This is a genomic window from Lentzea sokolovensis (assembly GCF_033949975.1).
Lineage (GTDB): Bacteria > Actinomycetota > Actinomycetes > Mycobacteriales > Pseudonocardiaceae > Lentzea > Lentzea sokolovensis.
In genome coordinates this window covers 306,602-328,355 of record NZ_JAXAVU010000001.1, presented here as the reverse complement: position 1 = coordinate 328,355, position 21,754 = coordinate 306,602, and the positions used below count along the sequence as shown (strand labels likewise).

Sequence of the window (21,754 nt, the reverse complement as noted above, 5' to 3'; positions counted from 1 at the left end):
GGGTCACGTGAGCGGCGGTCCTCCGGGGCCGCCGTTTACCGTTGTCGGCATGGCTCAACTCGCGCTCGGTCTCGCCTCGCTCGGTCGTCCCGCCTACATCAACCTCGGCCGTGAGGACGCGTTGCCCGCCGTGCGCGACGTCGAGTCCATGCGCGCGCAGTGCCATCTCGTGCTCGACACGGCCTACGAACTGGGCATCCGGTGGGTCGACGCGGCCCGTTCGTACGGGCTGTCCGAGGACTTCCTGTCGTCGTGGCTGCCCGGTCATGACGACGTGACGGTCTCCAGCAAGTGGGGCTACGCCTACACCGCGGACTGGCGGCCCGACGCCGAGGTGCACGAGGTCAAGGAGCACTCGCTCGACCGTTTCACCCGGCAGTGGCAGGAGACCACGGCTCTGCTGCCCCGAGTCGATCTCTACCAGGTGCACTCGCTGACGGCCGACAGCCCGTTGTTCGACGATCGCGCGCTGCAGGACGCGATGGCCGGGATCGGGGCGCCCTTGGGTTTCTCGACGTCCGGGCCGCGGCAGGCCGACGCCATCCGCAAGGCACTGGAACTCGGCATCTTCCGGTCCGTCCAGTCCACCTGGAACGTTCTGGAGACCTCGGCGGGGGAGGCCCTGCGGGAGGCGCACGACGCCGGGTTGCGCGTGATCATCAAGGAGGGCGTGGCGAACGGACGGCTCGTCGTGGAGCCTCCGCAAGCGGTTGCGGCGCAGGCGAAAGAGCTCGGCGTCGGGCCGGACGCGGTCGCGCTGGCGGCGATCGCGCGCCAGCCGTGGGTGGACGTCGTGCTCTCCGGTGCGGCGAGCCCGGACCAGCTGCGGTCCAATGTGGACGCCCTGCGGATCGACGCGGACCTGCCGGACCTGGCCGAGCCCGCCGAGCAGTACTGGAAAATCCGTTCTCAGCTCAGCTGGAACTAGTTACGGTGGCGCCGTGAGCGATGCGCCCGTCGAGGCTTTCGAACCCCCTTACTACGCGGTCGTCTTCACCACCGTGCGGACGCAGGAGCAGAGCGGCTACCGCGACACCAACGCGCGCATGGAAGAACTGGTGAAGGACGTCCCCGGATATCTCGGGATGGACCACGCGCAGAACCCCGGCGGGCTCGGCATCACCGTCGCGTACTTCAGCGACGCCGAAGCCCTCACGCGGTGGCGCACCAACGCCGAGCATCAGGCGGCGCAGCGGCGCGGCCGCGCCGAGTGGTACGACAGCTACACGATCCACATCGCGAAGGTGGAGCGCAGCCACACCTTCAAGCGCGCCTAGAGCTTCAGCCACTCCCGGCCGATCGCGCGGCCGTCCGGCACGAGAGGCCAGCCGGGGTCCTCGATCTTGCCCCGCAGCTCGTCGGCGTTCATCCACCCGCCCCAGGCGACCTCCTCGGGCTGGTGGACGAACGGACCGTCGCTGCGCGTCTCGTAGACCCACGCGTGATAGCGCGTCAGCTCGTCGACGTAGGTGGTCCGGAATAGCGGCGTGAGCGGAGCCTCGACGCCGAGCTCCTCGCGCAGCTCGCGGACCGCCGCCTCGTCCGGCGTCTCGCCCGCGTCGATCACACCGCCCGCCGCGTAGTCGTACAGGCCGGGATAGATGTCCTTGGTGTCCGTGCGGCGGTGCACGTAGATCCGTTCGCCGTCGAGCGAGAACACGACGGTCAGGACGCAACCGTGCCAGAGGTTCTCGGCGCGCATGCGGGCGCGGGTCACCTCGCCGACCACGTTCGCGTCCTCGTCGTAGAGGTTGATCATCCCGGTGTCCTCCTGTGGTCGTACGCGAGCTTGCTACCCCAGTCCGACGCCCGCTGATCGCCTTCCTTCCTACCTTCGTGAACGTCAGACGTCACCGAGGAGGATTCGTGTCCACTTCCCTGCGGCTCGGCGTCGCCGAGTTCCGCGCCCGGCCGGGCCGCGCGCTGCTGCCCGGCGTCGCGCTCGTCGTCGGCGTCGCCTGCCTGCTGGCCGCCCTCGTGCTGAGCGACGCGCTCACCAGGTCGGTCGACGAGGGCGCGCCCCTCACACCGTCGTCGGTGAGCCACGTGGTGGACACCAAACCCGTCGAGTACGACGCGGCCGTCACCGAGGCGAACCGACCGACGCTCGACGACGCGTTGCTCGCGAAGCTCTCCTCCGTCGGCAGGGCCGTGCCGGTGCAGATCGCCCAGGCCGACCTCCTCGACGGCAACGGCCGGGCGGGGGAGCACCGCGCCGAGGTGCACGTCCAGCAGCCCGACCTGGTGCGCTGGCCGCTGGCCGAGGGGAAGGCCCCGGCGTCCGACGGCGAGGTCGCCGTCGACAAGATCACCGCGTACGAACGCGGCCTCAAGCCCGGCGACAGGATCGAGCTCGCCGCCGCGGACGGCAGGCCGGTCGAGGTGACCGTCAGCGGGGTCATGAAGAAGGGCGGGATGGACTCGCGGCCGATCCTGGTCGCGGGACCCGATCTCGCGAAGAAGCTCGACCCGCAGCCGTTCACCAAGGAGATCTGGGTGATCGGCGGGGCCAGGGACGCCGTCGCCAGCGCGGCGGGCGCCGCCTACGTCGTGTGGGATCCGGCGCCGGACGCGGACAGCATCGGCAACGAACTGACGTTCCTCCTGTTGCCGTTCAGCGTGCTCGCGCTGGCCACGGCGGTGTTCGTCGCGGCGGCCACGTTCCGGGCGGTCTACGCGCAGCGGCAGCGGCAGACGGCGTTGCTGCGGTGCATCGGAGCCCAGCGAGGGCCGTTGGTGCGCAGGAGCCTGTTCGAGGCGTTCGTGACGGGTGCGCTGGCGGGTGTCGCGGGTGCGTTGCTGGGCGGGCCGATGGCGTGGCTGCTGGCCAGGACGTTCGACGTCACCGGCATCTCCGTGTTGTTCGGCGCGGTGCAGCTCAGCCCGGAACTGCTGCCGTCGCTCGGGTACGTGATCCTCGGAGTCGTCGTCGCCGCGCTGTTGAGCGTGATGGCGGCTGTCCGTCCCGCGATCAACGCCGCGCGCGTCTCGCCGTTGGCCGCTCTGCGTGACGCGGAGAACGAGGTGCCACCTCGCGCCGTGCGTCGCCTTCGGTGGGTGTTCGGCGTGCTGTTCACTGGTGGTGCCGCGCTGCTCGCGATGGCGGCGATCGCCGCCAAGGGCACGTCCGCCGCGCCACTGGCCGTCACGTTCTCCGCGATCGCCGCGGTGACCGGCCTGTTCTGGATCCTCGGCCCGGTCACGGTCCCGCTCATCGCGAGGCTCTTCGGCAGGATCGGTGGCACGCAGTGGAAGCTCGCGGGCGCCGAGGTGCGCAGGATGCCGCAGCGGTCGGCCTCGGTGGCGCTGCCGTTGCTGCTGGCGAGCTCGATGGTGACCTTCTTCCTGGTCGTGCTGGGCGGGGCGGAGGAGCTGACGTTCCAGTACGCCAACGAGGAACGTCCGGACGCGACCGTGGTGGACGCGGGCGACCGGCCGCTGCCGGAGATCCCCGCCCAGCCGGGCGTGGCCGCGAGCGTCGTGCTGCACAAGACCGGTGACGGCGCCGCGAGCGTGGACCCCGAGCAGTTCAGGACCTGGCTCAGGGCGCAGAACGTGTCCGGTGCCGACCAGCTCGTCGCCGGCACCGCGATCGTGCCGCCGCACTGGGAGGACCGGCCGTTCGTCGAGGCCGACGGCAAGCAGTACGAGGTCGTCGGCACGATTCCGGGCAGCATCACCGGCTACACGCCGATCATCGCCGGTGCCACGTCGGGACCGGCGGAGAAGGTGCTGGTCGCGTTGAAACCCGGCGTCGACCCCGCGCAGTTCCGCTCGCAGCTGCAGTCCGCGCTGCCGAACAACCCGACCGTCATCGTGCGGACGGACGCGGACGAACGGGCCGAGGCGGCCCGGTACATGCACCTCGGCACCGTGCTGATGATGGTGCTGCTCGGACTGTCCGTGGCGGTCGCCGTGACCGGCATCGGCACCGCGCTGACCATCTCCGTCCAGGAACGCCGCAAGGAGCTCGCGCTCAGGCGCGCCTTGGGCGTCACTCAGGGCGGACTGCAGGGCGGAGTCATCGCTGAAGCGATCATGCTGGCCCTGGTCGGGGTGATCGGTGGAGGCGTGCTCGGGTTCGTCTACGCGGAGGTCGCGTTTCTCTCGATCGGCGTCCCGCTGACACTGCCCGCTCTCAAGGTGGTGTTGCCGCTGGTCACAGGCGCGGTGATCGTCGTTCTGCTCGCCGTGGCCGCCGCTTTCGGGCCTTCTCGCGGCGCGTCCCGCATTCGTCCTGCCGCCGGACTGGCGTCCGGGTGAATAGGGTGAGGGGAGCTTCAACGCGAAGCTCCCCTCACGCTTGGTGTCGGGGTGAGGTCATAAGGTGTGAGCTATGCGGCGGATCATGGGAACCGAGGTCGAGTACGGCATCGCGGTGCCGGGCGACGCGACCGCGAACCCGGTGCTCACTTCGACACAGGTGGTGCTCGCGTACGCGGCGGCGGCGGACATACCGCGCGCCAGGCGGGCGCGCTGGGACTACGAGGTGGAGTCGCCGTTGCGCGACGCGCGCGGGTTCGACCTGGGCAGCCCCGGTGGCCACCCCGCCGACTCCGACGTCGAGGACCTGGGCGCGGCGAACGTCATCCTCACCAACGGCGCGCGGCTCTACGTCGACCACGCGCACCCCGAGTACTCGGCTCCCGAGGTCACCAACGCGCGTGACGCGGTGATCTGGGACAAGGCGGGGGAGAGGGTGATGGAGGAGGCCGCGATCAAGGCCGCCTCCGTGCCCGGCCAGCCCCGTCTGCAGCTGTACAAGAACAACGTCGACGGCAAGGGCGCGTCGTACGGCACGCACGAGAACTACCTGATGCAGCGCTCGACGCCGTTCACGGCCGTCATCGCGGGCCTCACGCCGTTCTTCGCGTCGCGCCAGGTCATCACGGGGTCGGGCCGCGTGGGCATCGGGCAGTCCGGCGAGGAGGCCGGCTACCAGCTCTCGCAGCGCTCCGACTACATCGAGGTCGAGGTCGGCCTGGAGACGACGCTCAAGCGCGGCATCATCAACACGCGCGACGAGCCGCACGCGGACGCGGACAAGTACCGCCGCCTGCACGTCATCATCGGCGACGCGAACCTGGCCGAGTACTCCACGTTCCTCAAGGTCGGCACCACGTCCCTGGTGCTCGACATGATCGAGGCCGGGCAGCGGTTCGACGACCTGCGCATGGTCGACCCGGTGCGCGCGGTGCACCAGATCAGCCACGACCCGACCCTGAAGTTCAAGGTCGAGATGACCGGTGGCCGCAAGTTCACCGGCCTCGACGTGCAGTTCGCCTACCACGAGCGCGCGATGGCGTTCGTCGAGAAGGAGGGCGTCGGCGACCGCGACGTCCTGCGGATCTGGGGCGAGGTGCTCGACGCGCTGGCCCGCGACCCGTCCGAGTGCGCGGACCGGCTCGACTGGGTCGCCAAGCTGCGGCTGCTGGAGGGCTACCGCCAGCGTGACGGCCTGGAGTGGGGTGCGGCCAGGCTGAACCTGGTCGACCTGCAGTACTCCGACGTCCGCCTGGACAAGGGCCTCTACAACCGCCTCGTCGCGCGTGGCTCGATGAAGCGCCTGGTGAGCGAGGAGGAGGTCCGCGCGGCCATCACCTCGCCGCCCGAGGACACGCGTGCGTACTTCCGCGGCCGGTGCCTGGAGCGCTACCCGACCTCGGTCGCGGCCGCCTCGTGGGACTCGGTGATCTTTGATCTCGGTCGAGAATCCCTCGTGCGAATTCCCACCCTGGAACCGCTTCGCGGGACGAAAGCGCACGTCGGAGCCCTTCTGGAGGCCTCGGACACCGCCGAGCAACTGGTGGACGCACTGACTCGCGGGTGATCGTCTACCCGAGTGGCTCAGGATTTTTGTCGGTGCCGCTGGGTAGTGTTCTTGTCAGGCGAGTGAGCGGGAGGCCGAGATGTCCCAGGAACAGAAGCAGCGCCAGGGTGGTGGCGACGGCGACGACGGTGGCGACGACGCCGCAGGAGCCGGTCAGGAACGCCGCGAGAAGCTCGGCGAGGACGTGGACGCGATCCTCGACGAGATCGACGACGTGCTTGAGGAGAACGCGGAGGACTTCGTCCGCGCCTACGTGCAGAAGGGCGGTCAGTAGGCCTTCGGGGGCCTGTTGACCACCTCGGGGACGGGAGAACAACCAACACATGGACCACAGCTCGACCGGGCGTTACCCGGCCGCGGCGCTGCCCTCTGCGTACCTCACGCCGGGCTCGTCGTCGTTCACGGACTTCCTGCGGGCCCAGGCACCCGACATGCTGCCTAACGCCCGGAAGCTCCCGGAAGGGACCGTCCAGGCCCCGCACGGGACGACGATCGTCGCGGCCACCTACAAGGGTGGGGTCGTGATCGCCGGCGACCGGCGCGCGACGATGGGCAACGTCATCGCCCAGCGCGACATGAAGAAGGTCTTCGTCACCGACGACCACTCGGCCGTCGGCATCGCGGGCACGGCGGGCATCGCCATCGAGATCGTGCGCCTGTACACGGTGGAGCTGCGCCACTACGAGAAGATCGAGGGCGTGCCGCTGTCGCTCGACGGCAAGGCGAACCGCCTCTCGGCGATGATCAGGGGCAACCTCGACGCGGCCATGGCCGGCCTCGCCGTGGTGCCTCTGTTCGCCGGGTACGACACCTCGGCCACCGACTCGGAGCGTGCGGGCCGCATCGTGTCCTACGACGTCACCGGCGGCCGTTACGAGGAGTCGCAGGGCTACCAGGCCGTCGGCTCGGGCTCGCTGTTCGCGAAGTCGGCGCTCAAGAAGCTCTACGACCCGGACGCGGACGTCGAAGCCGCGATCCGCTCCGTCGTCGAGGCGCTCTACGACGCGGCGGACGACGACTCGGCGACAGGTGGCCCGGACCCGGTCCGCCGCCTCTACCCGATCGTCGTCACGATCAACGGCGCCGACGGTGCCGTCGAGGTACCGGAACCGCAGGTCGCCACGATCGCGAACGCGGTCGTCGAAGGCCGCCGGTCCCGCCCCTCAGGCTGAGTCCCCCACAGGTTCGACGTCAGGAGCACCACCCATGACGATGCCGCTGTACGCATCGGCGGAGCAGGTGATGCGCGACCGCTCGGAGTACGCCCGCAAGGGCATCGCCAGGGGTCGCAGCGTCATCGTGCTCAAGTACGCCGACGGCATTCTCTTCGTCGCGGAGAACCCTTCCAGCACGCTGCACAAGGTCTCGGAGATCTACGACCGCATCGGCTTCGCCGCCGTCGGCCGCTACAGTGAGTTCGAGAACCTCCGCCAGGCCGGCATCCGGTTCGCCGACGTGCGCGGGTACCAGAACGATCCGCGCGACGTGACGTCCCGGTCTCTCGCGAACGTCTACGCCACCACGCTCGGCACCTACTTCACCGAGCAGATCAAGCCGTTCGAGGTGGAGATCGCCGTGGCCGAGGTCGGTGACACCGCCGCGTCGGACACGCTGTACCGCTTGACGTACGACGGGTCCATCGTGGACGAACCTCAGTTCATCGTGATGGGCGGCACCGTCGACGCCGCCAACACGGCGCTGAAGGAGTCCTTCGCGGACGGTCTCACGCTGGCCGAGGCCGTTCCGGTCGCGGTGAAGGCGTTGTCCGCCGGGTCGTCGTCCACCGCGAACAGCACCTCCGAGATCCTTCCGGCCGCCAAGCTGGAGGTCGCGGTGCTGGAGAGGGCTCGGCCCCGCAGGGCGTTCCGGCGGATCGCCGGTGCCGCGCTGGACGGACTGATGCCCGCGCCCACCAAGGACGGCAAGTCCGTCGAGGACGTCGAGTTGCCGTCGGACGACGAGTCCAAGTAGGTCTGCTTGCCGCGAAGGCCCCCGGTTCGCCGGGGGCCTTCTGCTGTGCGGAGGTCAGCTCGCGCAGGCCATCAGCAGGTCGGCCAGCTCGTTCGGCTTGCTCAGCGACGCGCAGTGGCCCGCCGCCAGTTCCACCGGCTCGACGCCCAGCCGGTCCGCGACCACCTCGCGCATGAAGTCCGGGGTGAAGAACCGGTCCTCCGTGCACAGGACGAAGTGCGTCGGCACGTCCGGCATCGCGTCCAACGGCCACGGCTTCGCCATCGAGTTCTCGGACATGCCACGTTCCCGCTTCCGCGCCTCCGCGACCAGGTGGGCGGGGACGTCGTGGAAGAACTGGTCCTCCAGACCCGAACCGGTGTAACCGGTGTTGGCCCACCAGTCGCCCGGTGTCTCACCAGGACTCGGCACCATCGCCGTCACCAGGACCAGGGCCCTGGCGTTGACGCGCGCGGCGACCAGGGGAGCGACGAAGCCGCCGAACGAGTGGCCCACCGCCACCACGTCCGAAGTGGACGGGAGGGCGTCGACGATCGTCGACGCCCAGTCCGTCAGGTCCTTCGACTCGTCCTCGATGGGGAGGTCCGGTGCGACGACGGTGTGGCCCTTGGCCCGCAAGGCTTCTGCGACCAGGTGCCACGACCAGCCGACGTCGCCCCCGCCGTGCGCTATCGCGAAGGTCGTCATGGCCGCAGCCTATTCGCGGCGCTCGATCGGCAGGCGGGAACGGGTGAAGAGGGCCGCGCCCAGCATCGCCACGGCCGGGACCACCAGCAGTGAGATCCCGATGGTGGGCCAGGGGACGGTGAGCGGGTTCGGTTCCGGCTGCGGCCAGAAGCCGGAGTAGCCGACGTTGAGCGCCGCCAGCAGGGCCAGGGCCGAGCCCGCGCCCGCCGCCGTGCCCAGGAAGCCGCCGATTCCGGCGATCACGCCCGCCTGGCTCAGGGACAGGAGTTTGCGCAACGCCGGGGTCGCCCCCACCGCGGCCAGCGTGGTGAGGTCACGACGGCCGTCCGCGGCCGCCAGGCCCGTGGCGAGAGCGGCGGCCGCGAGGGTGATGATGCCCGCCACCAGGCCGAGGACGGTGAGGGCCTGCCGCACGTCGGACTCCGTCGGCCGGTCGACGTTCACCTCGTACTCGCCGCCCAGCGCCGCGGTCAGGGCTTCCTGTTCCGCCTCGGTGGGCATGCGGGTCGTGGTGGCGTACATGGTGAAGGTCGTGACGTCGTAGCCCAGTGACCGGGCGGTCTCCTCGGTCATCACGGCCAGAGGCGCCGGATGCCGTTGCGGCGAGGCGAAACCCGGGACCGGGGTGGTCGTGGCCCCGGTCCCGGTGGCCAGGAGGACCTGGTCGCCGGACACGAGATCCGGGTCGTTGACGACGATCTTGCCTGCGCGCAGGGCCGTCTGGGCCACCGCCACGTCGCCGGAACTCAGGTGCAGCAAGGACTGGACGGCCTCCGGTGTGGCCACCACCAGGAAGCCGTTCGAGGTGGTGTAGGTGCCGAAGTAGCGGTGGGTCCGTCCCACGCCGGTGCAGCGGTCGTCGGCCAGCGCGGACTGTTGTTCGGCCTCAGTGGGATCTCGGTGCAGGACGTCGAGGGTGTACGGGCATTCGCGGTCCGCCGGCGGGCGGATGTGGGCGAAGCAGGGGCCGCCGTCGCACGAGAGCAGCTTGAGCTCGTGGGTTTCCGCCACCGGCACGGCGTTCCGGATGGCGGTCGCCACCGAGGGCGGGATGGGGGCGGTGCTGGACTTGGTGAGGTCGTCCAGGCGGTAGACGGTGACGTCGCCCATGCTGCCCGCGAGCTGGCCCGCCTCCTGCTGGGACTGCGAGGTGAGCATGACGCTCACGGCCACCGCGCCGATCACCGCGGCCATCACGGCCGAGATCGCGGGGGCCGCGGCGGTGCGGTTGCGGGAGGCGTCGCGCAGGGCGATCCGCAGCGCCACCGGCAGCCACCGGCCGGCGCGTGCCAGCAGGCCCAGCAGTGACGGGGTGCAGAGGACCAGGCCCACCTCGGTGAGGACCAGGGCCGCCAGGATGCCGACGAACTGCATCCGGATCGCGCTGAAGACGCCCACGGCGACACCGGCGGCCACGAGCGTCAGGCCCAGCACCAGCCAGCGGCGGCGCGAGCGGGTGATGCCCCGCCTGCCCGCCAGCGCCGTGACCACGTCCTGCCGGGACGAGATCCACGCGGGAACGAGAGCCGCGAGGACGCCGGTGACGATCGCCAGCAGGGCCAGTGCGGCCAGCGCGGACGGGTAGAAGCGCTGGGCGGCGAACCGTTCGGCCAGCAGCCATTCGATCAGTGGACGGCTTGCCACCGCCGCCAGGACGCCCAGGATCACGCCGCTCACCGCCGCGATCGTGCCCATGACGACGCCGTCCGCCAGGACGATGCGGCGGACGTGCGCGGGGGAGCCACCGACCGCGGCCACGAGCGCGAGGTCGCGTTTGCGGCGGCGGGCGCCGACGGCCAGGGCGGAGCCCGCCAGCAACGACATCTCCAGCACGGCCAGGCCCGCCACCAGGACGAGGACGTCGGCGGTGAGCTCGTGCGAGCCCGGGAGCTCCGGATAGCGCTCGGAGGCGGGCGGCAGGTTGTTCAGCACGGTGCGGGACAGCGCCGCGATGCCGACCTCGTTGAGCTCCTTGACCTTCGACCACGACAGCGGCGTGGTCACCAGCCAGGAGCGGTCGGTCCGCTCGAACGTGCCGGGCAGCGCCACCAGGGTCGTGTTGTCGAGCCGGTCAGGTTCCTCGATGACGCCCACGACGGTGAACCTGCGGCCGTCCTCGGTCGTGAGGGTGCCGCCGAGCGCGGCGCCGGTGCGGTCCATCGCCTTGCGGGACACCGTGATTTCGTCGGCGTTCGCGGCCGCCCTGCCCTCCAGCACCGTGATCATGCCGTGGGTGAGCGGGTTGGTCAGGTCGAGCATGCGGACGCCCGCGCGGCCGACACCCGCCGTCGTGCGGATGCTGGCTCCGCCGCGGTCGACGGGGACGAGTTCGGTGCCGGGAATCAGGGCCTTCAGGCGTTCCTCCGACGGGTCCTGGCCCTCGGCGTTCGTGGTCGGGATCGCGAAGTCCCTGGTCGGTTCCTGGATGACGGGACCGCGGTAGGGCCAGCTGACCAGGGCCTGCGCGGCGCCCATGCGGCGGTCGGCGTCCTCGTCCGGGGTGGGGCTGGTGGAGTCGTGGACGATCGCGGTGAACGACAGCGCGGCGACCGGGACCGCGATGAGGGCGATGACGAGGGCCGAGCGGCCGGCGGACTTGCGGGCCTCCCGCCAGGCGATGCGCAGTGCCGCGCGCCACCCGTTCACGGCGTGCTCAGCAGTTCTTCTGGCTGGTCGCGGGACGAGACGTCGACCACGACGCCGTCGCGCAGGAACACGACGCGGTCGGCCCAGGCGGCGTGGCGGGCGTCGTGCGTGACGAGGACGGCGGCGGCTCCGGCGTCCACTTTGGAGCGCAGCAGCCGGAGCACGGTCTCGCCGGTGCGGGAGTCGAGGGCGCCGGTGGGTTCGTCGGCGAGCACCAGGCGGCGTTCGCCGATCAGGGCGCGGGCGATGGCGACGCGTTGCTGCTGGCCGCCGGACATCTCGTCGGGGAACCGGTCGGCGTACCCGTCGAGGTCCACCTCGGACAGCGCCTGCTCGGCCTGCTGCCGGGACCTGCGGACACCGTCGAGGTCGAGGGGGAGCGCGACGTTCTCGGCGGCGGTGAGGCTCGCGATGAGGTTGAGGTCCTGGAAGACGTACCCGATCCGCTTGCGGCGCCAGGCGGCGAGCTGCTTGCGGGACAACGACTGCAGGCTCGTGCCGTCGACCAGCACCTGGCCGCTGGTGGGGCTGTCGAGGCCGCCGCAGAGGTTCAGCAACGTCGACTTGCCGGAGCCGGACGGCCCCATCACGGCGACGAGCTCACCCGGTTCGACGGTGAGGGACATGCCGTTGAGAGCGTTGACCGCCGTCTCTCCCGTGCCGTGGACGCGATGCACGTCGCGCAGTTCGAGGACGGTCATCTCGGCACCTCGACGTCGGTCGTCGCGGGGACGGCCTTGGGTTCGTAGCGCAGCAGGCTCGCCTCGCAGTGGTCGAGCCAGCGCAGTTCGGCCTCGGCCTGGAAGATCATCGCGTCGAGCACGAGCAGCCACGGCAGGTCGCCTGGCTGGGTCTTGAGCCTCGTGTACTCCTGCAACGTGCGCATCGTGGCCGTGCGCTGGGTCATCACGACCTTGGCCACGTCGACGCCCGGTGTGGTGATGGCGAGGGCGAGCTTGATCGCCACCTCGTCACGCGGCCGGTCGCCGCGCTGGACGGGCGTCGCGAACCACTTCTTCAGCTCGTCACGGCCCTGCGCGGTGATCTCGTAGGGCCGCTGGCCCTCGTTCTCGGGCAGCGCGGCGACCAGATCGTCGCGCTCCAGGCGCGACAACGTCGTGTAGACCTGCCCGATGTTCAACGGCCACGTGCCGCCGGTGGCCGAGTCGAACGCCACCCGCAGCTGGTAGCCGTACATGGGCCCGCGCTGCAACAACGCGAGCAGACCGTGTTTGACCGACATACCTACTGAGTATGCATACTGAGTATGTTCCTGGCAAACGGTGACGCGGAAACAGGAGTGCGAGCGGTCCCGGCATCAGGAACCCTGGACCGTGCCGGAGACGTCCGGCGGGAAGTGGACTGGGGGACGAGTGGTGGACGCCGCACCGGGGCGAACCGGGGAAGCGCGCCGGCTTGGGGCGTCGGGCAGGTCCAGGGGCGGGCCGGTGGAGATCAGGAGCTACGAACCGGCGGACGAGGCGTCCTGGCTGAGGTGCCGGGTGCTCGGATTCCTCGCGACGAGCTACTTCGACGACGTCTGGCAGGCCAGGCGCCGCACCGACCTGGAGCTCGTCGCGCTCGACGGCGACGTGGTGGCCGGAATCCTGGACGTGTCGATGCCCGGCGCGGAGGCGACCATCGAGACTGTGGTGGTGCACCCCGACCGTCAGGGCGAGGGGATCGCGACGGCACTGCTCGCGGAGGCCGTGCCGCGACTGGAGCGGTGCGGGGCGCGCACGCTCGACGCCTGGACCCGTGAGGACGGACCCGCGCTGAACTGGTACGCGCGCAACGGTTTCACGGAGTCGGAGCACTACCTGCACGTGCACGCGTCCGCCGACGAACTGGCCACGGTGCTCGCCGCGAAGCACGGGCTGGTGCCGGCCGGGGCGTTCCTGCACGCCAGGATCGAGCGGGAAGCCGAGATGCGCCAACGGTTCGAGCGCGTCCACGTGTGCCGCAGGATGGTGCGCGAACTCAGACCGTGATGCCGGTCAGCCGCGGGATCGTCGCGGTGCGCCCGGCGAGCAGCATCACGAGCGCCTCGATCGGCCCGCTGATCTCGGCGCCCTCCCCGACGGCCCAGTCGGCGTCGGTGGCGACGAGCCGATGCCCGGCCAGCCTGCGCCGCGCGTGGAACGGGAACCCGATCCGCCACAGGTCGTCCGCCGCGACCACGGCGGCGTCGAGGGGCATGTGGCGTTCGATCCCCAGCGGCAGCGCGATGTCCTGGGTGTGGACCATGGTGTCCATCAGCGCGTTCTTGAGCGTCTGGCCGGGTGCGAGCCGGTGGAGCCCGACGGCGCCGCGCAGTTCCGCGACGAGTTCGGCGGCCGGTCTGCGCGCTTCGTCGCGGGCGGTCTGGTCGACCATGCGGTTGAAGCTCCCGCGAGCCCGGACGAACGCCTTGAACGTCGTGCCGACGCGGATCCGATGCGCGAGCGACAGGTGGGCGGCGACCTCGCGCACCGTCCAGCCCGCGCACAGCGACGGGTAGGTCCACTCGACGTCGGTGAGGCCCGCGAGCAGGTCCGCGGTCGCCGCGCGCTCGGAGTCGATCGTCTGCCAGATCTGCTTCTCGTCCATCGCCCTCTCCTCTTGATTTAGTTCGAGAGGCTGACTACTTTAATCAGAGTCTCTGACCAAAAGCAACGGGAGTTCGTGTGAACATCGGGCTGCTGCTCTTCATCCCGAACCGCGACGTGGAGAACCGCGTCCTGGCGGCGGTCACCGCGGCGGGCTTCGACGTCACGCAGGCGCAGGCGCGGGTGCTCATGCGGATCGACCAGGAGGGGACGCGGCTGACCACGCTCGCGGAGGCGGCCCAGGTGACCAAGCAGACCGCGGGGTTCCTGGTCGATCAGCTGGAGAAGGCCGGGTACGTCGAACGCGTGCCAGACCCGGCGGACGGCAGGGCGCGGCTGGTCAAGGTCACCCGGAAGGCGCTGGGCGCGGTGCCCGTCGCGAACGAGGAACTGGCCAGGATCGAGGCGGAATGGGAACAGCACATCGGCAAGCGCCGCATGGCCCAGCTGCGCGAGGCGCTGGAGTTGCTCGGCGAGATCACCGATCCGTACCGCTGACCCGCGTGGTCCCGGTGCCGTTCGACCCGGTCGCACCGACCACGGCGGCGGTCTACCGAGTGCTGTCGGCGGGGGAGCCGGCGTTCGTGAAGGTCCTGCGGCGGCCGCACGTCCCGGACGAGTTCAAGGACGTGGTGGGCGATTTCCCGTGGCGCGACGAGGTGGAGTTCCTGCTGTCGGACTTCGTGCTGCCACCGGGGATGCGCCGTCCGCGCGTGCTGCGGGTGGACGACTTCGGCGATCGGATCGCGTTGTGGCTGGAGGACGTGCGCTGCGCGCACGTGGAGTGGGACCTGCCCCGCTTCCGGCGGGCCGCGCTGGCGCTCGGGCGCTGGGCCGGTCGCCGCTACGGTGGCGCGCCGGGCAGGGCGTTGCGGGTGCTGTACGAGGGAATGCTCGTGCGGGACGCGTTCCGGCGGCCGCACTGCTCGGCCCTCGCGCAACGGTTACCGGGGCTCCTGGCACGGCTCGAAGCGCTGCCCCAGGCGAACGGGCACAACGACGCGTGCCCCCAGAACCTGCTGGTACCACTGGACGATCCGGAGTCGTTCGTGGTGATCGACGTGACCTGGCAGTGCCCGAACCCGGTCGGCGCGGACCTCGGTCAGCTGCTCGTGGGGCTCGCCCAGGCCGGACGGATGGCGGTCGCGGACCTGCCGCCCGTGCGCGAGGCGATCATCGACGCCTACCTCGACGGACTGCGGCTCGAACACCGTGCGGTGTCTAGGGAAGAGGTCGTGCTGGGGTGCGACGGGACGCTGGCGGTGCGCAGCGCGTTCCACTCGGAACCCGAACTGGCCGAGTACCTCGTGGAACGCGCCATGGCTCTCTAGGAAGCGAGCAGCTCCGACACCCGCGAACGGACCTCGGGGGAGTCGAGGCCGCGGACCATCACGGTGGTGCGGCGGCGCAGCACGTCGTCCACTTCGGACGCCCACTCGGTGCGGCGGGCGTGCTCCACCTGCGCCCAGATGTCCGGGCCGTCCGGGTGAACGCGCTCCAGCAGCGCCGGGTTCTCCAGTCCGAGCGCGACGACCTCGTGCGACGTCGTGCCGTAGTGGGTGGCGAGGTGGCGGACCACGTCGTCGGGCAGCGCGTCGAACGCGTGGCCCAGCACGGAACCCACGGTGTCGGGCGATGCCGAGCCGGGGAGCGCGACGCCGTCCAACGGGCCGTCGAAGGTGCGGCCCAGTTCGGAGTTCACGCGGGCCAGGACGGTGGCGCCGATCTTGCGGAACGTCGTCCACTTGCCGCCGGCCACGCTGATCATGCCGCCGGACCCCGCGGTGATCACCGTTTCGCGCTTGGCGTGCGAGGTGTCGCCGGGGCCGCCGGGCAGCACCCTCAGGCCCGCGAACGTGTACGCGATCCGTGAACGGTCCAGACCGGACACCGCAACGCCCGCCTCGTCCAGGATCTGGTCGATGTCGGCGTCGGTGCACGCGACCGCGGCCGGGTCGCCCTCGTAGGCCTCGTCGGTGGTGCCGAGCAGGAGGTGGCCCTCCCACGGGATCGCGAACGACACGCGCACGTCGTCGACCGGGATCGTCAGCGCGGCCTTCCACTCCGAGGCCGTCTTGAGCACCAGGTGCGAGCCCTTGGACAGGCGGATCGACGGGTCGGCGGCGGAATCCTCCATGCGCCGCAGCACGTCGAGCCACGGGCCGGTCGCGTTCACGACGACCTTCGCGTCCACGCCGAACTCGCCGAGCGAGTCGCGCAGGTCGACACCCGTGACCTTCGCACCGGTCTTGCGCAGGCCCACGACCGAGATGTGGTTGAGCAGCACGGCACCGGCCTCGGCGGCGGCGCGGGCGGCGGTGATCGCCACACGGCTGTCGTTCATCTGGTGGTCGTAGTACATCGCGGCACCGCGCAGACCGTCGGCGCGCAGGTCAGGCACCCACTCCACAGCCCTGCGCGCCGACAGGACCTTCCCCATGCCGTCGCCGAAGCCCGACAGCGCGGAGTACAACGTGACGCCCGCGCCCAGCACGAACCGGCTGTGCGGGCCGCCCTTGTAGACGGGGACGAGGAACGGCAGCGGCCGCACCAGGTGCGGGGCCAGGTGGTCGCCCAGCGCGCGGCGTTCCTTGTGGTTCTCGTGCACCATCGGCACCGCCGACGGGCCCATCGCGAGGTAGCGCAGGCCGCCGTGCACGAGTTTCGACGACGCGGACGACGTGGCGCCCGCGAAGTCGCCGCTCTCCACCAGCGCCACCCGCAGTCCCGACCGCGCCGCGGCCCACGTGGTCGCGATGCCCAGGATGCCGCCGCCGATCACGACGACGTCGAACTTGCCGTGCTGCAGCTCTTCGCGAGCCCTCGTGCGTTGCGTTGAGAAGTCAGTCATCGTCCTCGTCCATCCACCCGACGGTCCGCTCGACCGCCTTCTTCCACTTCCGGTAGCCGCGAGCCCGCGCCGCCGGTTCCATCGACGGCTCCCACTCGGCCGCCTTGTGCCAGTTGGCTTTCAGCTCGTCGGTGGTGCTCCAGTAGCCCACCGCGAGACCCGCCGCGTACGCCGCGCCCAGGCACGTCGTCTCGGCCACGATCGGGCGCACCACCGGCACGTCCAGCACGTCCGACAGGAACTGCATGAGCAGGTTGTTCGCTGTCATGCCGCCGTCGACGCGCAACGTCGTGAGGTCCGCGGCCGAGTGGGCATTCACAGCGTCGGCGTTCATCGCGTCCACGACCTCACGCGTCTGCCACGCCGATGCCTCCAGCACGGCTCGTGCGAGGTGCCCGCGCGAGATGTAGCCCGTCAGGCCGGCGATCACGCCACGTGCGTCGCTGCGCCAGTGCGGTGCGAAGAGTCCGGAGAACGCGGGCACGAAGTACGCACCGCCGTTGTCGTCCACGGTCCGTGCGAGCGTTTCGATCTCCGCCGCCGACGAGATCAGCCCGACCTTGTCGCGGAACCACTGCACCAGGGCGCCCGTCACCGCGACCGCGCCCTCCAGCGCGTACGCCGCCGGCTCGTCGCCGATCTGGTAGCCCACGGTGGTGAGCAGGCCGTTCTGCGAGCGCACCGGCTTGCCACCGGTGTTGATCAGCAGGAACGCGCCGGTGCCGTAGGTGCACTTGCCCTCGCCGGGCTCGAAGCAGGTCTGGCCGAACAGCGCGGCCTGCTGGTCGCCCAGCGCCGACGCGACGGGCACGCCCTCGTAGGTGCCGTACACCTCGGAGGAGGACCGGATCTCGGGGAGCATCTCGCGCGGCACGTCCATCGCGGCGACGAGTTCCGGGTCCCAGTCGAGGGTCTCCAGGTTCATCAGCATGGTGCGCGACGCGTTCGTGACGTCGGTGACGTGGCGGCCGGTCAGGTTCCAGATCAGCCAGGTGTCCATGGTGCCGAACAGGACCTCGCCGCGCTCGGCCTTCTCGCGCAGTCCGTCGACGTCGTCGAGCAGCCACCGCAGCTTCGGGCCGGAGAAGTAGGTGGCCAGGGGGAGGCCGGAGCGTTCGCGGAACCGGTCCTGGTCACCGAGCTGTTTGATCAACGCGTCGGTGCGCGTGTCCTGCCAGACGATCGCGTTGTGCACGGGTTCGCCGGTCGCCTTGTCCCACACGACGGTCGTCTCGCGCTGGTTCGTGATGCCGAACGCGGCGATGTCGGCGTACGTCAGAGACGCGTGAGAGAGGGCGTCGCGCACGACGGCTTGCACGTTCGTCCAGATCTCGGTCGCGTCGTGCTCCACCCAGCCCGGTTTCGGGAAGATCTGGCGGTGCTCGCGCTGAGCGACCGACACGATCCCGCCGGACTGGTCGAACACGATGCACCGGGACGACGTGGTGCCCTGGTCGATCGCCGCGATGTAAGCCACGTGCACACTCCCTTGTGCGAACCATTCGACATTGTCGAACGATTCCACAGTACTACCAGGAGAGCCCGCCCAGCTCCCTCGAAACGCTGCGAGCTGCCTCACGTACGTAGGACACGAGTTCGAGGCGCGGCGGCTGGTCGGGTGAGTCGCACAGCCGCTCGACGGGCCCGGAGATGCCGACCGCGCCCACGACCACACCGCGCCTGTCCCGGATCGGCGCCGCCACCGACGCCTCGCCCTCGACGAGTTCGTGCAGGTCGTAGGCCCAGTCGCGGTCGCGGACCTCGTTCATGGAGTCGGCGAGTTCCTCGGGGTTGAGGGTGTGTCGCGTGAACCGCTGCAGGTCGCCGTCCGGCCACTCGCCGAACGCGACCAGCGCCTTGCCCAGGGCCGTCGCGTTCCACGGCAGCAGGGCGCCGGTGTCGAGCGTCTGCCGGCTGTTGTCCGGGCGGAACACGTGATGCACGACGAGCACGTGCTTGCCGTGCATCACGCCGATGCGCACCGCCTCGCGCGCACGCATCGCCAACGTGTCCGACCAGTTCAACGCCTTGGCGCGCAACTCGTTGCCGTCCAGGTAGGACGTGCCGATCTGGAACAGCGCGGCACCCAGGCGGTACTTGCCGCCCTCGACCTCCTGCTCGACGAACCCGACCTCCTGCAACGTCCGCAGGATGCCGTGCACCGTCGGTTTCGCGAGGTCCAGGGCGCGCGCGATCTCGCCGACGCTCAGCTGGTGCGCACCGCCGTGGGCGAGCAGCTTCAGGACCTCGGCCGCTCGCTGAATGGACTGAATGGGTCCGGGCACGCACCCCACTCTAGCTGCGTGTGTTCGACAATGTCGAACGCTTACGGACGATAGATTCCCAGCGCGGCCGCCCGCGAACGGAACTTGAAGTGGTTGGCCTTCTCGCGGACCTCGCCGTCCGTCGCGATCGAGATGGGCGCACCGTGCACCTCGACGTTCAACGAGGCCACCTCGAAGTGCTTGTACATGCGCGAGTGCTCCAACGCCCCGAGAAGGGCACCGAAGAAGAACCTCGTCCGCGAGTACTTCCGGTCCGCACGGACGAACCGCACGTCGAGCAGCCCGTCGTCCAGCCGGGGCCGCATGGTCGGCGCGAAGCCCTTCGGCCGGTAGGGCCCGTTGCCCACGAACAGCATCCACACGAGGTGCTTGTCACCGTCGATGGTCATGTGCAACGGCTTCGCGCGCTGCAGGACGCGGAACATCGCGATCCCGGCCGCGGGCCACTTGCCCCAGCGCTTCTCCAGCTTCTCCCGGATCCGCACCATGTCCGGGTAGCCGCCGAGCGACGCCGTGTTGACGAACCACTGGTCGTTGACCTGCGCCAGGTCCACCCGCACGCCCACGCCGTCGGCGACCGCCTGCGCCGTGTCGTGCAGCCCCATGATGCCCACGTCCCGCGCGAAGTGGTTCAACGTGCCGGAGGGGATGAGGACCATCGGCAGGTCGCGCTCGGCCGCGACGGCCGCCACGGCGGCCACGGTCCCGTCGCCACCGGCCACACCCAGCGCCTTCGCGTCGGGCAGGTCATCGAGCTCCTCGACCGAGACGACCTGCGCCTTCGGCCACTCCTCGGTGATCTGCGGCGTCGGGTCCGGCCCGATGCCCGAGAACGGGTTCACCACCACGACCAGGCCGTCGCCGTCCTGCAGCGACGTCAGGTCGGCGTGTTCGTAGGCCGACGCGGGCTCGTTCAACCCGAGCGGCCACCAGCGGCGCGTGAGCAACGCGGCGCCGACACCGACCGCCGCGCCGGCCGCGACATCTGTCGGCCAATGAACGCCCGTGTGAACGCGTGAATAGGCCACCGCGGCCGCGATCGGCGCCACCGCAGCGCCCGCTTTGGGGGATTCCATGGCGACCGCCGTGGCGAAAGCGGCCGCTGACGCGGAGTGACCGGACGGGAATGACGACGACGTCGGCCGCTTGGACAGCCTGCGGTCCATCGCGAGCAGATCCGCAGCGGGCCGCCGCCGCGGGAAAAGTGACTTCCCGACGAGGTTCGCGCTGGCAGAGGCCCCGGCGATGGCCGCTAGACCCCGCATCGCACCACGCCGGTACGGGCCTTTCCTGGTCGCCAGAATCGCCGCGACGACGAACCACAGCAGGCTGTGGTTGGCGGCTTTCGAAAGTCTCTTCAAACCACTGTCGAGCCTGCTCGGACGCAGTCCGGCCGAGGAGCTCATGAGCTTCTTGTCGAGAGCACTGACCCGTTTCCACACCCCTCCGACACTAAACCGCAACCGGCGTGCCGCCCGAACGGATCACCCTGCTCCGCCTGAGAGTCGCCTACTGTTGAGGCATGCAGCGGCGGATCTTCGGCATTGAGACAGAATTCGGGGTGACCTGCACCTTCCACGGGCAGCGTCGTCTGTCCCCGGACGAGGTCGCGCGGTACTTGTTCCGCCGCGTCGTCTCGTGGGGACGTTCTTCCAACGTCTTCTTGCGCAACGGCTCCCGGCTCTACCTCGACGTCGGCTCCCACCCGGAGTACGCCACGGCCGAGTGCGACGACCTGGCGCAGCTCGTCACGCACGACAAGGCTGGTGAGCGGATCCTCGAGGACCTGCTCGTCGACGCCGAGCGCAGGCTCGCCGACGAGGGCATCGGCGGCGACATCTTCCTGTTCAAGAACAACACCGACTCGGCGGGCAACTCCTACGGCTGCCACGAGAACTACCTGGTCGCACGGGCCGGCGAGTTCTCGCGCATCGCGGACGTGCTGCTGCCGTTCCTGGTGACCAGGCAGCTGATCTGCGGCGCCGGCAAAGTCCTGCAGACCCCGCGCGGCGCCGTGTACTGCCTCTCGCAGCGCGCCGAGCACATCTGGGAGGGCGTGTCGTCCGCGACCACCCGCTCCCGCCCGATCATCAACACCCGCGACGAGCCGCACGCCGACGCCGAGCGCTACCGGCGCCTGCACGTCATCGTCGGCGACTCGAACATGTCCGAGGTGACGACGCTGCTGAAGGTCGGCAGCGCGAACCTCGTGCTCGAGATGATCGAGCAGGGCGTCCAGTTCCGCGACTTCTCGCTGGACAACCCGATCCGCGCCATCCGCGAGATCTCCCACGACCTGACCGGCCGCCGCACCGTCCGCCTCGCGGGCGGCAAGGAGGCCTCCGCGCTCGACATCCAGCGCGAGTACTTCGAGAAGGCCGTCGAGCACTGCGCCAAGCGCTCACCGGACCCGATGGCGGACCGCGTCCTCGAACTCTGGGGCCGCACGCTCGACGCCGTCGAGGCCCAGGACCTGACGAAGATCGACCGCGAGATCGACTGGGCCATCAAGAACCGCCTGATGAACCGGTACATGGAAAAGCACAACATGGACCTGTCCAACCCGCGCATCGCCCAGATCGACCTCGCCTACCACGACATCCGCCGCGGCCGCGGCGTGTTCGACCTGCTGCAGCGCAAGGGCCAGGTCGAGCGAGTGACCGACGACGGCGAGATCGAGGCCGCCAAGGACACCCCGCCGCAGACCACGCGGGCCAAGCTGCGCGGTGACTTCATCGCCGCCGCCCAGGCCGCCGGTCGCGACTTCACCGTCGACTGGGTGCACCTGAAGCTGAACGACCAGGCGCAGCGCACCGTGCTGTGCAAGGACCCGTTCCGCGCGGTGGACGAGCGCGTCGAAAGGCTCATCTCGTCGCTGTAGCGAGGCCGTGGACGA

General features: G+C 70.3%; 21 protein-coding genes. 11 read left to right on the top strand and 10 right to left on the bottom strand.

The genetic code is table 11. The annotated features are described in order from the left end of the window. Positions 1 to 49: 49 nt before the first annotated feature. Entirely contained in the window at positions 50 to 928 is an 879-nt protein-coding gene (locus SK854_RS01540) for an aldo/keto reductase (RefSeq protein ID WP_319973124.1), read from the top strand. Between the two features lie 13 nt (positions 929 to 941). Next, positions 942 to 1,277 carry an antibiotic biosynthesis monooxygenase family protein gene (locus tag SK854_RS01535; protein ID WP_319973123.1) on the top strand — a complete coding sequence of 112 codons (336 nt, stop codon included), beginning with the start codon at positions 942 to 944 and terminating at the stop codon, positions 1,275 to 1,277. Here the strand turns inward: SK854_RS01535 and SK854_RS01530 are convergent. Beyond that, the gene (locus SK854_RS01530) at positions 1,274 to 1,759 is read right to left on the bottom strand and encodes an NUDIX hydrolase (protein ID WP_319973122.1); all 486 of its coding nucleotides are present in this window, start codon (positions 1,757 to 1,759) and stop codon (positions 1,274 to 1,276) included. The two genes, SK854_RS01535 and SK854_RS01530, sit on opposite strands and share 4 nt — an antisense overlap. Before the next feature lie 107 nt (positions 1,760 to 1,866). On the opposite strand from SK854_RS01530, the gene SK854_RS01525 reads away from it, so the two are divergent. The 5 genes from SK854_RS01525 (at position 1,867) to prcA (ending at position 7,801) form a co-directional block, all read left to right on the top strand. Then, positions 1,867 to 4,263, top strand: coding sequence for an FtsX-like permease family protein (locus tag SK854_RS01525; RefSeq protein ID WP_319973121.1), 2,397 nt, complete (start codon positions 1,867 to 1,869; stop codon positions 4,261 to 4,263). Between the two features lie 73 nt (positions 4,264 to 4,336). Beyond that, a complete protein-coding gene (dop, locus tag SK854_RS01520) occupies positions 4,337 to 5,830 on the top strand; it encodes a depupylase/deamidase Dop (protein WP_319973120.1) in 1,494 nt (497 codons plus the stop codon). A 79-nt stretch (positions 5,831 to 5,909) separates the two neighbouring features. Continuing rightward, entirely contained in the window at positions 5,910 to 6,104 is a 195-nt protein-coding gene (locus SK854_RS01515; RefSeq protein WP_319973119.1) for a ubiquitin-like protein Pup, read from the top strand. A 49-nt stretch (positions 6,105 to 6,153) separates the two neighbouring features. Beyond that, positions 6,154 to 7,002: a proteasome subunit beta gene (prcB, locus tag SK854_RS01510; RefSeq protein WP_319973118.1), complete on the top strand. Its 849-nt coding sequence runs from the start codon at positions 6,154 to 6,156 to the stop codon at positions 7,000 to 7,002. 34 nt (positions 7,003 to 7,036) lie between these two features. Then, positions 7,037 to 7,801: a proteasome subunit alpha gene (prcA, locus tag SK854_RS01505; protein WP_319973117.1), complete on the top strand. Its 765-nt coding sequence runs from the start codon at positions 7,037 to 7,039 to the stop codon at positions 7,799 to 7,801. 54 nt (positions 7,802 to 7,855) lie between these two features. Here the strand turns inward: prcA and SK854_RS01500 are convergent, their stop codons facing one another. The 4 genes from SK854_RS01500 to SK854_RS01485 are packed head-to-tail and all read right to left on the bottom strand — an operon-like array spanning position 7,856 to position 12,377. Then, complete coding sequence (locus tag SK854_RS01500; RefSeq protein ID WP_319973116.1) at positions 7,856 to 8,488, bottom strand: alpha/beta fold hydrolase; 633 nt, start codon at positions 8,486 to 8,488, stop codon at positions 7,856 to 7,858. Positions 8,489 to 8,497: 9 nt separating this feature from the next. Beyond that, on the bottom strand, positions 8,498 to 11,134 hold the full coding sequence (locus SK854_RS01495; protein WP_319973115.1) for an FtsX-like permease family protein: 2,637 nt from the start codon (positions 11,132 to 11,134) through the stop codon (positions 8,498 to 8,500). Further along, positions 11,131 to 11,835, bottom strand: a complete 705-nt coding sequence (locus tag SK854_RS01490; protein ID WP_319973114.1) for an ABC transporter ATP-binding protein — start codon at positions 11,833 to 11,835, stop codon at positions 11,131 to 11,133. Before SK854_RS01490 ends, SK854_RS01495 begins: the two co-directional genes overlap by 4 nt. Then, positions 11,832 to 12,377 carry a PadR family transcriptional regulator gene (locus SK854_RS01485; RefSeq protein WP_319973113.1) on the bottom strand — a complete coding sequence of 182 codons (546 nt, stop codon included), beginning with the start codon at positions 12,375 to 12,377 and terminating at the stop codon, positions 11,832 to 11,834. The genes SK854_RS01490 and SK854_RS01485 overlap by 4 nt, the downstream gene beginning before the upstream one ends. A gap of 205 nt (positions 12,378 to 12,582) precedes the next feature. On the opposite strand from SK854_RS01485, the gene SK854_RS01480 reads away from it, so the two are divergent. Continuing rightward, positions 12,583 to 13,125, top strand: a complete 543-nt coding sequence (locus SK854_RS01480) for a GNAT family N-acetyltransferase (protein ID WP_319973112.1) — start codon at positions 12,583 to 12,585, stop codon at positions 13,123 to 13,125. On the opposite strand, the gene SK854_RS01475 is transcribed toward SK854_RS01480, so the two are convergent. Beyond that, positions 13,115 to 13,723 (bottom strand): maleylpyruvate isomerase family mycothiol-dependent enzyme, encoded by a 609-nt coding sequence (locus tag SK854_RS01475; RefSeq protein WP_319973111.1) that lies wholly within the window; start codon positions 13,721 to 13,723, stop codon positions 13,115 to 13,117. The two genes, SK854_RS01480 and SK854_RS01475, sit on opposite strands and share 11 nt — an antisense overlap. 77 nt (positions 13,724 to 13,800) lie before the next feature. On the opposite strand from SK854_RS01475, the gene SK854_RS01470 reads away from it, so the two are divergent. Together SK854_RS01470 and SK854_RS01465 are read left to right on the top strand one after the other, a co-directional pair. Continuing rightward, the gene (locus SK854_RS01470; protein ID WP_319973110.1) at positions 13,801 to 14,220 is read left to right on the top strand and encodes a MarR family winged helix-turn-helix transcriptional regulator; all 420 of its coding nucleotides are present in this window, start codon (positions 13,801 to 13,803) and stop codon (positions 14,218 to 14,220) included. Between the two features lie 5 nt (positions 14,221 to 14,225). Beyond that, positions 14,226 to 15,053 carry a hypothetical protein gene (locus tag SK854_RS01465; RefSeq protein ID WP_319973109.1) on the top strand — a complete coding sequence of 276 codons (828 nt, stop codon included), beginning with the start codon at positions 14,226 to 14,228 and terminating at the stop codon, positions 15,051 to 15,053. Here SK854_RS01465 and SK854_RS01460 read toward each other — a convergent pair. The 4 genes from SK854_RS01460 to SK854_RS01445 are packed head-to-tail and all read right to left on the bottom strand — an operon-like array spanning position 15,050 to position 20,264. Then, a complete protein-coding gene (locus tag SK854_RS01460) occupies positions 15,050 to 16,573 on the bottom strand; it encodes a glycerol-3-phosphate dehydrogenase/oxidase (protein ID WP_319973108.1) in 1,524 nt (507 codons plus the stop codon). The two genes, SK854_RS01465 and SK854_RS01460, sit on opposite strands and share 4 nt — an antisense overlap. Then, positions 16,566 to 18,056, bottom strand: coding sequence for a glycerol kinase GlpK (gene glpK, locus SK854_RS01455; RefSeq protein ID WP_319973107.1), 1,491 nt, complete (start codon positions 18,054 to 18,056; stop codon positions 16,566 to 16,568). Before glpK ends, SK854_RS01460 begins: the two co-directional genes overlap by 8 nt. Before the next feature lie 46 nt (positions 18,057 to 18,102). Further along, entirely contained in the window at positions 18,103 to 18,858 is a 756-nt protein-coding gene (locus SK854_RS01450) for an IclR family transcriptional regulator (RefSeq protein ID WP_319973106.1), read from the bottom strand. Between the two features lie 41 nt (positions 18,859 to 18,899). After that, positions 18,900 to 20,264 (bottom strand): bifunctional phosphatase PAP2/diacylglycerol kinase family protein, encoded by a 1,365-nt coding sequence (locus SK854_RS01445; protein ID WP_319973698.1) that lies wholly within the window; start codon positions 20,262 to 20,264, stop codon positions 18,900 to 18,902. Between the two features lie 116 nt (positions 20,265 to 20,380). Here SK854_RS01445 and pafA point away from each other — a divergent pair, with 116 nt between their 5' ends. Next, positions 20,381 to 21,739, top strand: coding sequence for a Pup--protein ligase (gene pafA / locus SK854_RS01440; protein WP_319973105.1), 1,359 nt, complete (start codon positions 20,381 to 20,383; stop codon positions 21,737 to 21,739). The last annotated feature ends 15 nt before the right edge of the window (positions 21,740 to 21,754 follow it).

Bases quoted from the DNA above. Each gene is read 5' to 3' on its own strand.
- SK854_RS01540 (WP_319973124.1), top strand. From the start codon at position 50: ATGGCTCAACTCGCGCTCGGTCTCGCCTCGCTCGGTCGTCCCGCCTAC.
- SK854_RS01530 (WP_319973122.1), bottom strand. From the start codon at position 1,759: ATGATCAACCTCTACGACGAGGACGCGAACGTGGTCGGCGAGGTGACC.
- dop (WP_319973120.1), top strand. From the start codon at position 4,337: ATGCGGCGGATCATGGGAACCGAGGTCGAGTACGGCATCGCGGTGCCG.
- SK854_RS01515 (WP_319973119.1), top strand. From the start codon at position 5,910: ATGTCCCAGGAACAGAAGCAGCGCCAGGGTGGTGGCGACGGCGACGAC.
- prcB (WP_319973118.1), top strand. From the start codon at position 6,154: ATGGACCACAGCTCGACCGGGCGTTACCCGGCCGCGGCGCTGCCCTCT.
- prcA (WP_319973117.1), top strand. From the start codon at position 7,037: ATGACGATGCCGCTGTACGCATCGGCGGAGCAGGTGATGCGCGACCGC.
- SK854_RS01500 (WP_319973116.1), bottom strand. From the start codon at position 8,488: ATGACGACCTTCGCGATAGCGCACGGCGGGGGCGACGTCGGCTGGTCG.
- SK854_RS01490 (WP_319973114.1), bottom strand. From the start codon at position 11,835: ATGACCGTCCTCGAACTGCGCGACGTGCATCGCGTCCACGGCACGGGA.
- SK854_RS01485 (WP_319973113.1), bottom strand. From the start codon at position 12,377: ATGTCGGTCAAACACGGTCTGCTCGCGTTGTTGCAGCGCGGGCCCATG.
- SK854_RS01475 (WP_319973111.1), bottom strand. From the start codon at position 13,723: ATGGACGAGAAGCAGATCTGGCAGACGATCGACTCCGAGCGCGCGGCG.
- SK854_RS01460 (WP_319973108.1), bottom strand. From the start codon at position 16,573: ATGACTGACTTCTCAACGCAACGCACGAGGGCTCGCGAAGAGCTGCAG.
- SK854_RS01445 (WP_319973698.1), bottom strand. From the start codon at position 20,264: ATGAGCTCCTCGGCCGGACTGCGTCCGAGCAGGCTCGACAGTGGTTTG.
- pafA (WP_319973105.1), top strand. From the start codon at position 20,381: ATGCAGCGGCGGATCTTCGGCATTGAGACAGAATTCGGGGTGACCTGC.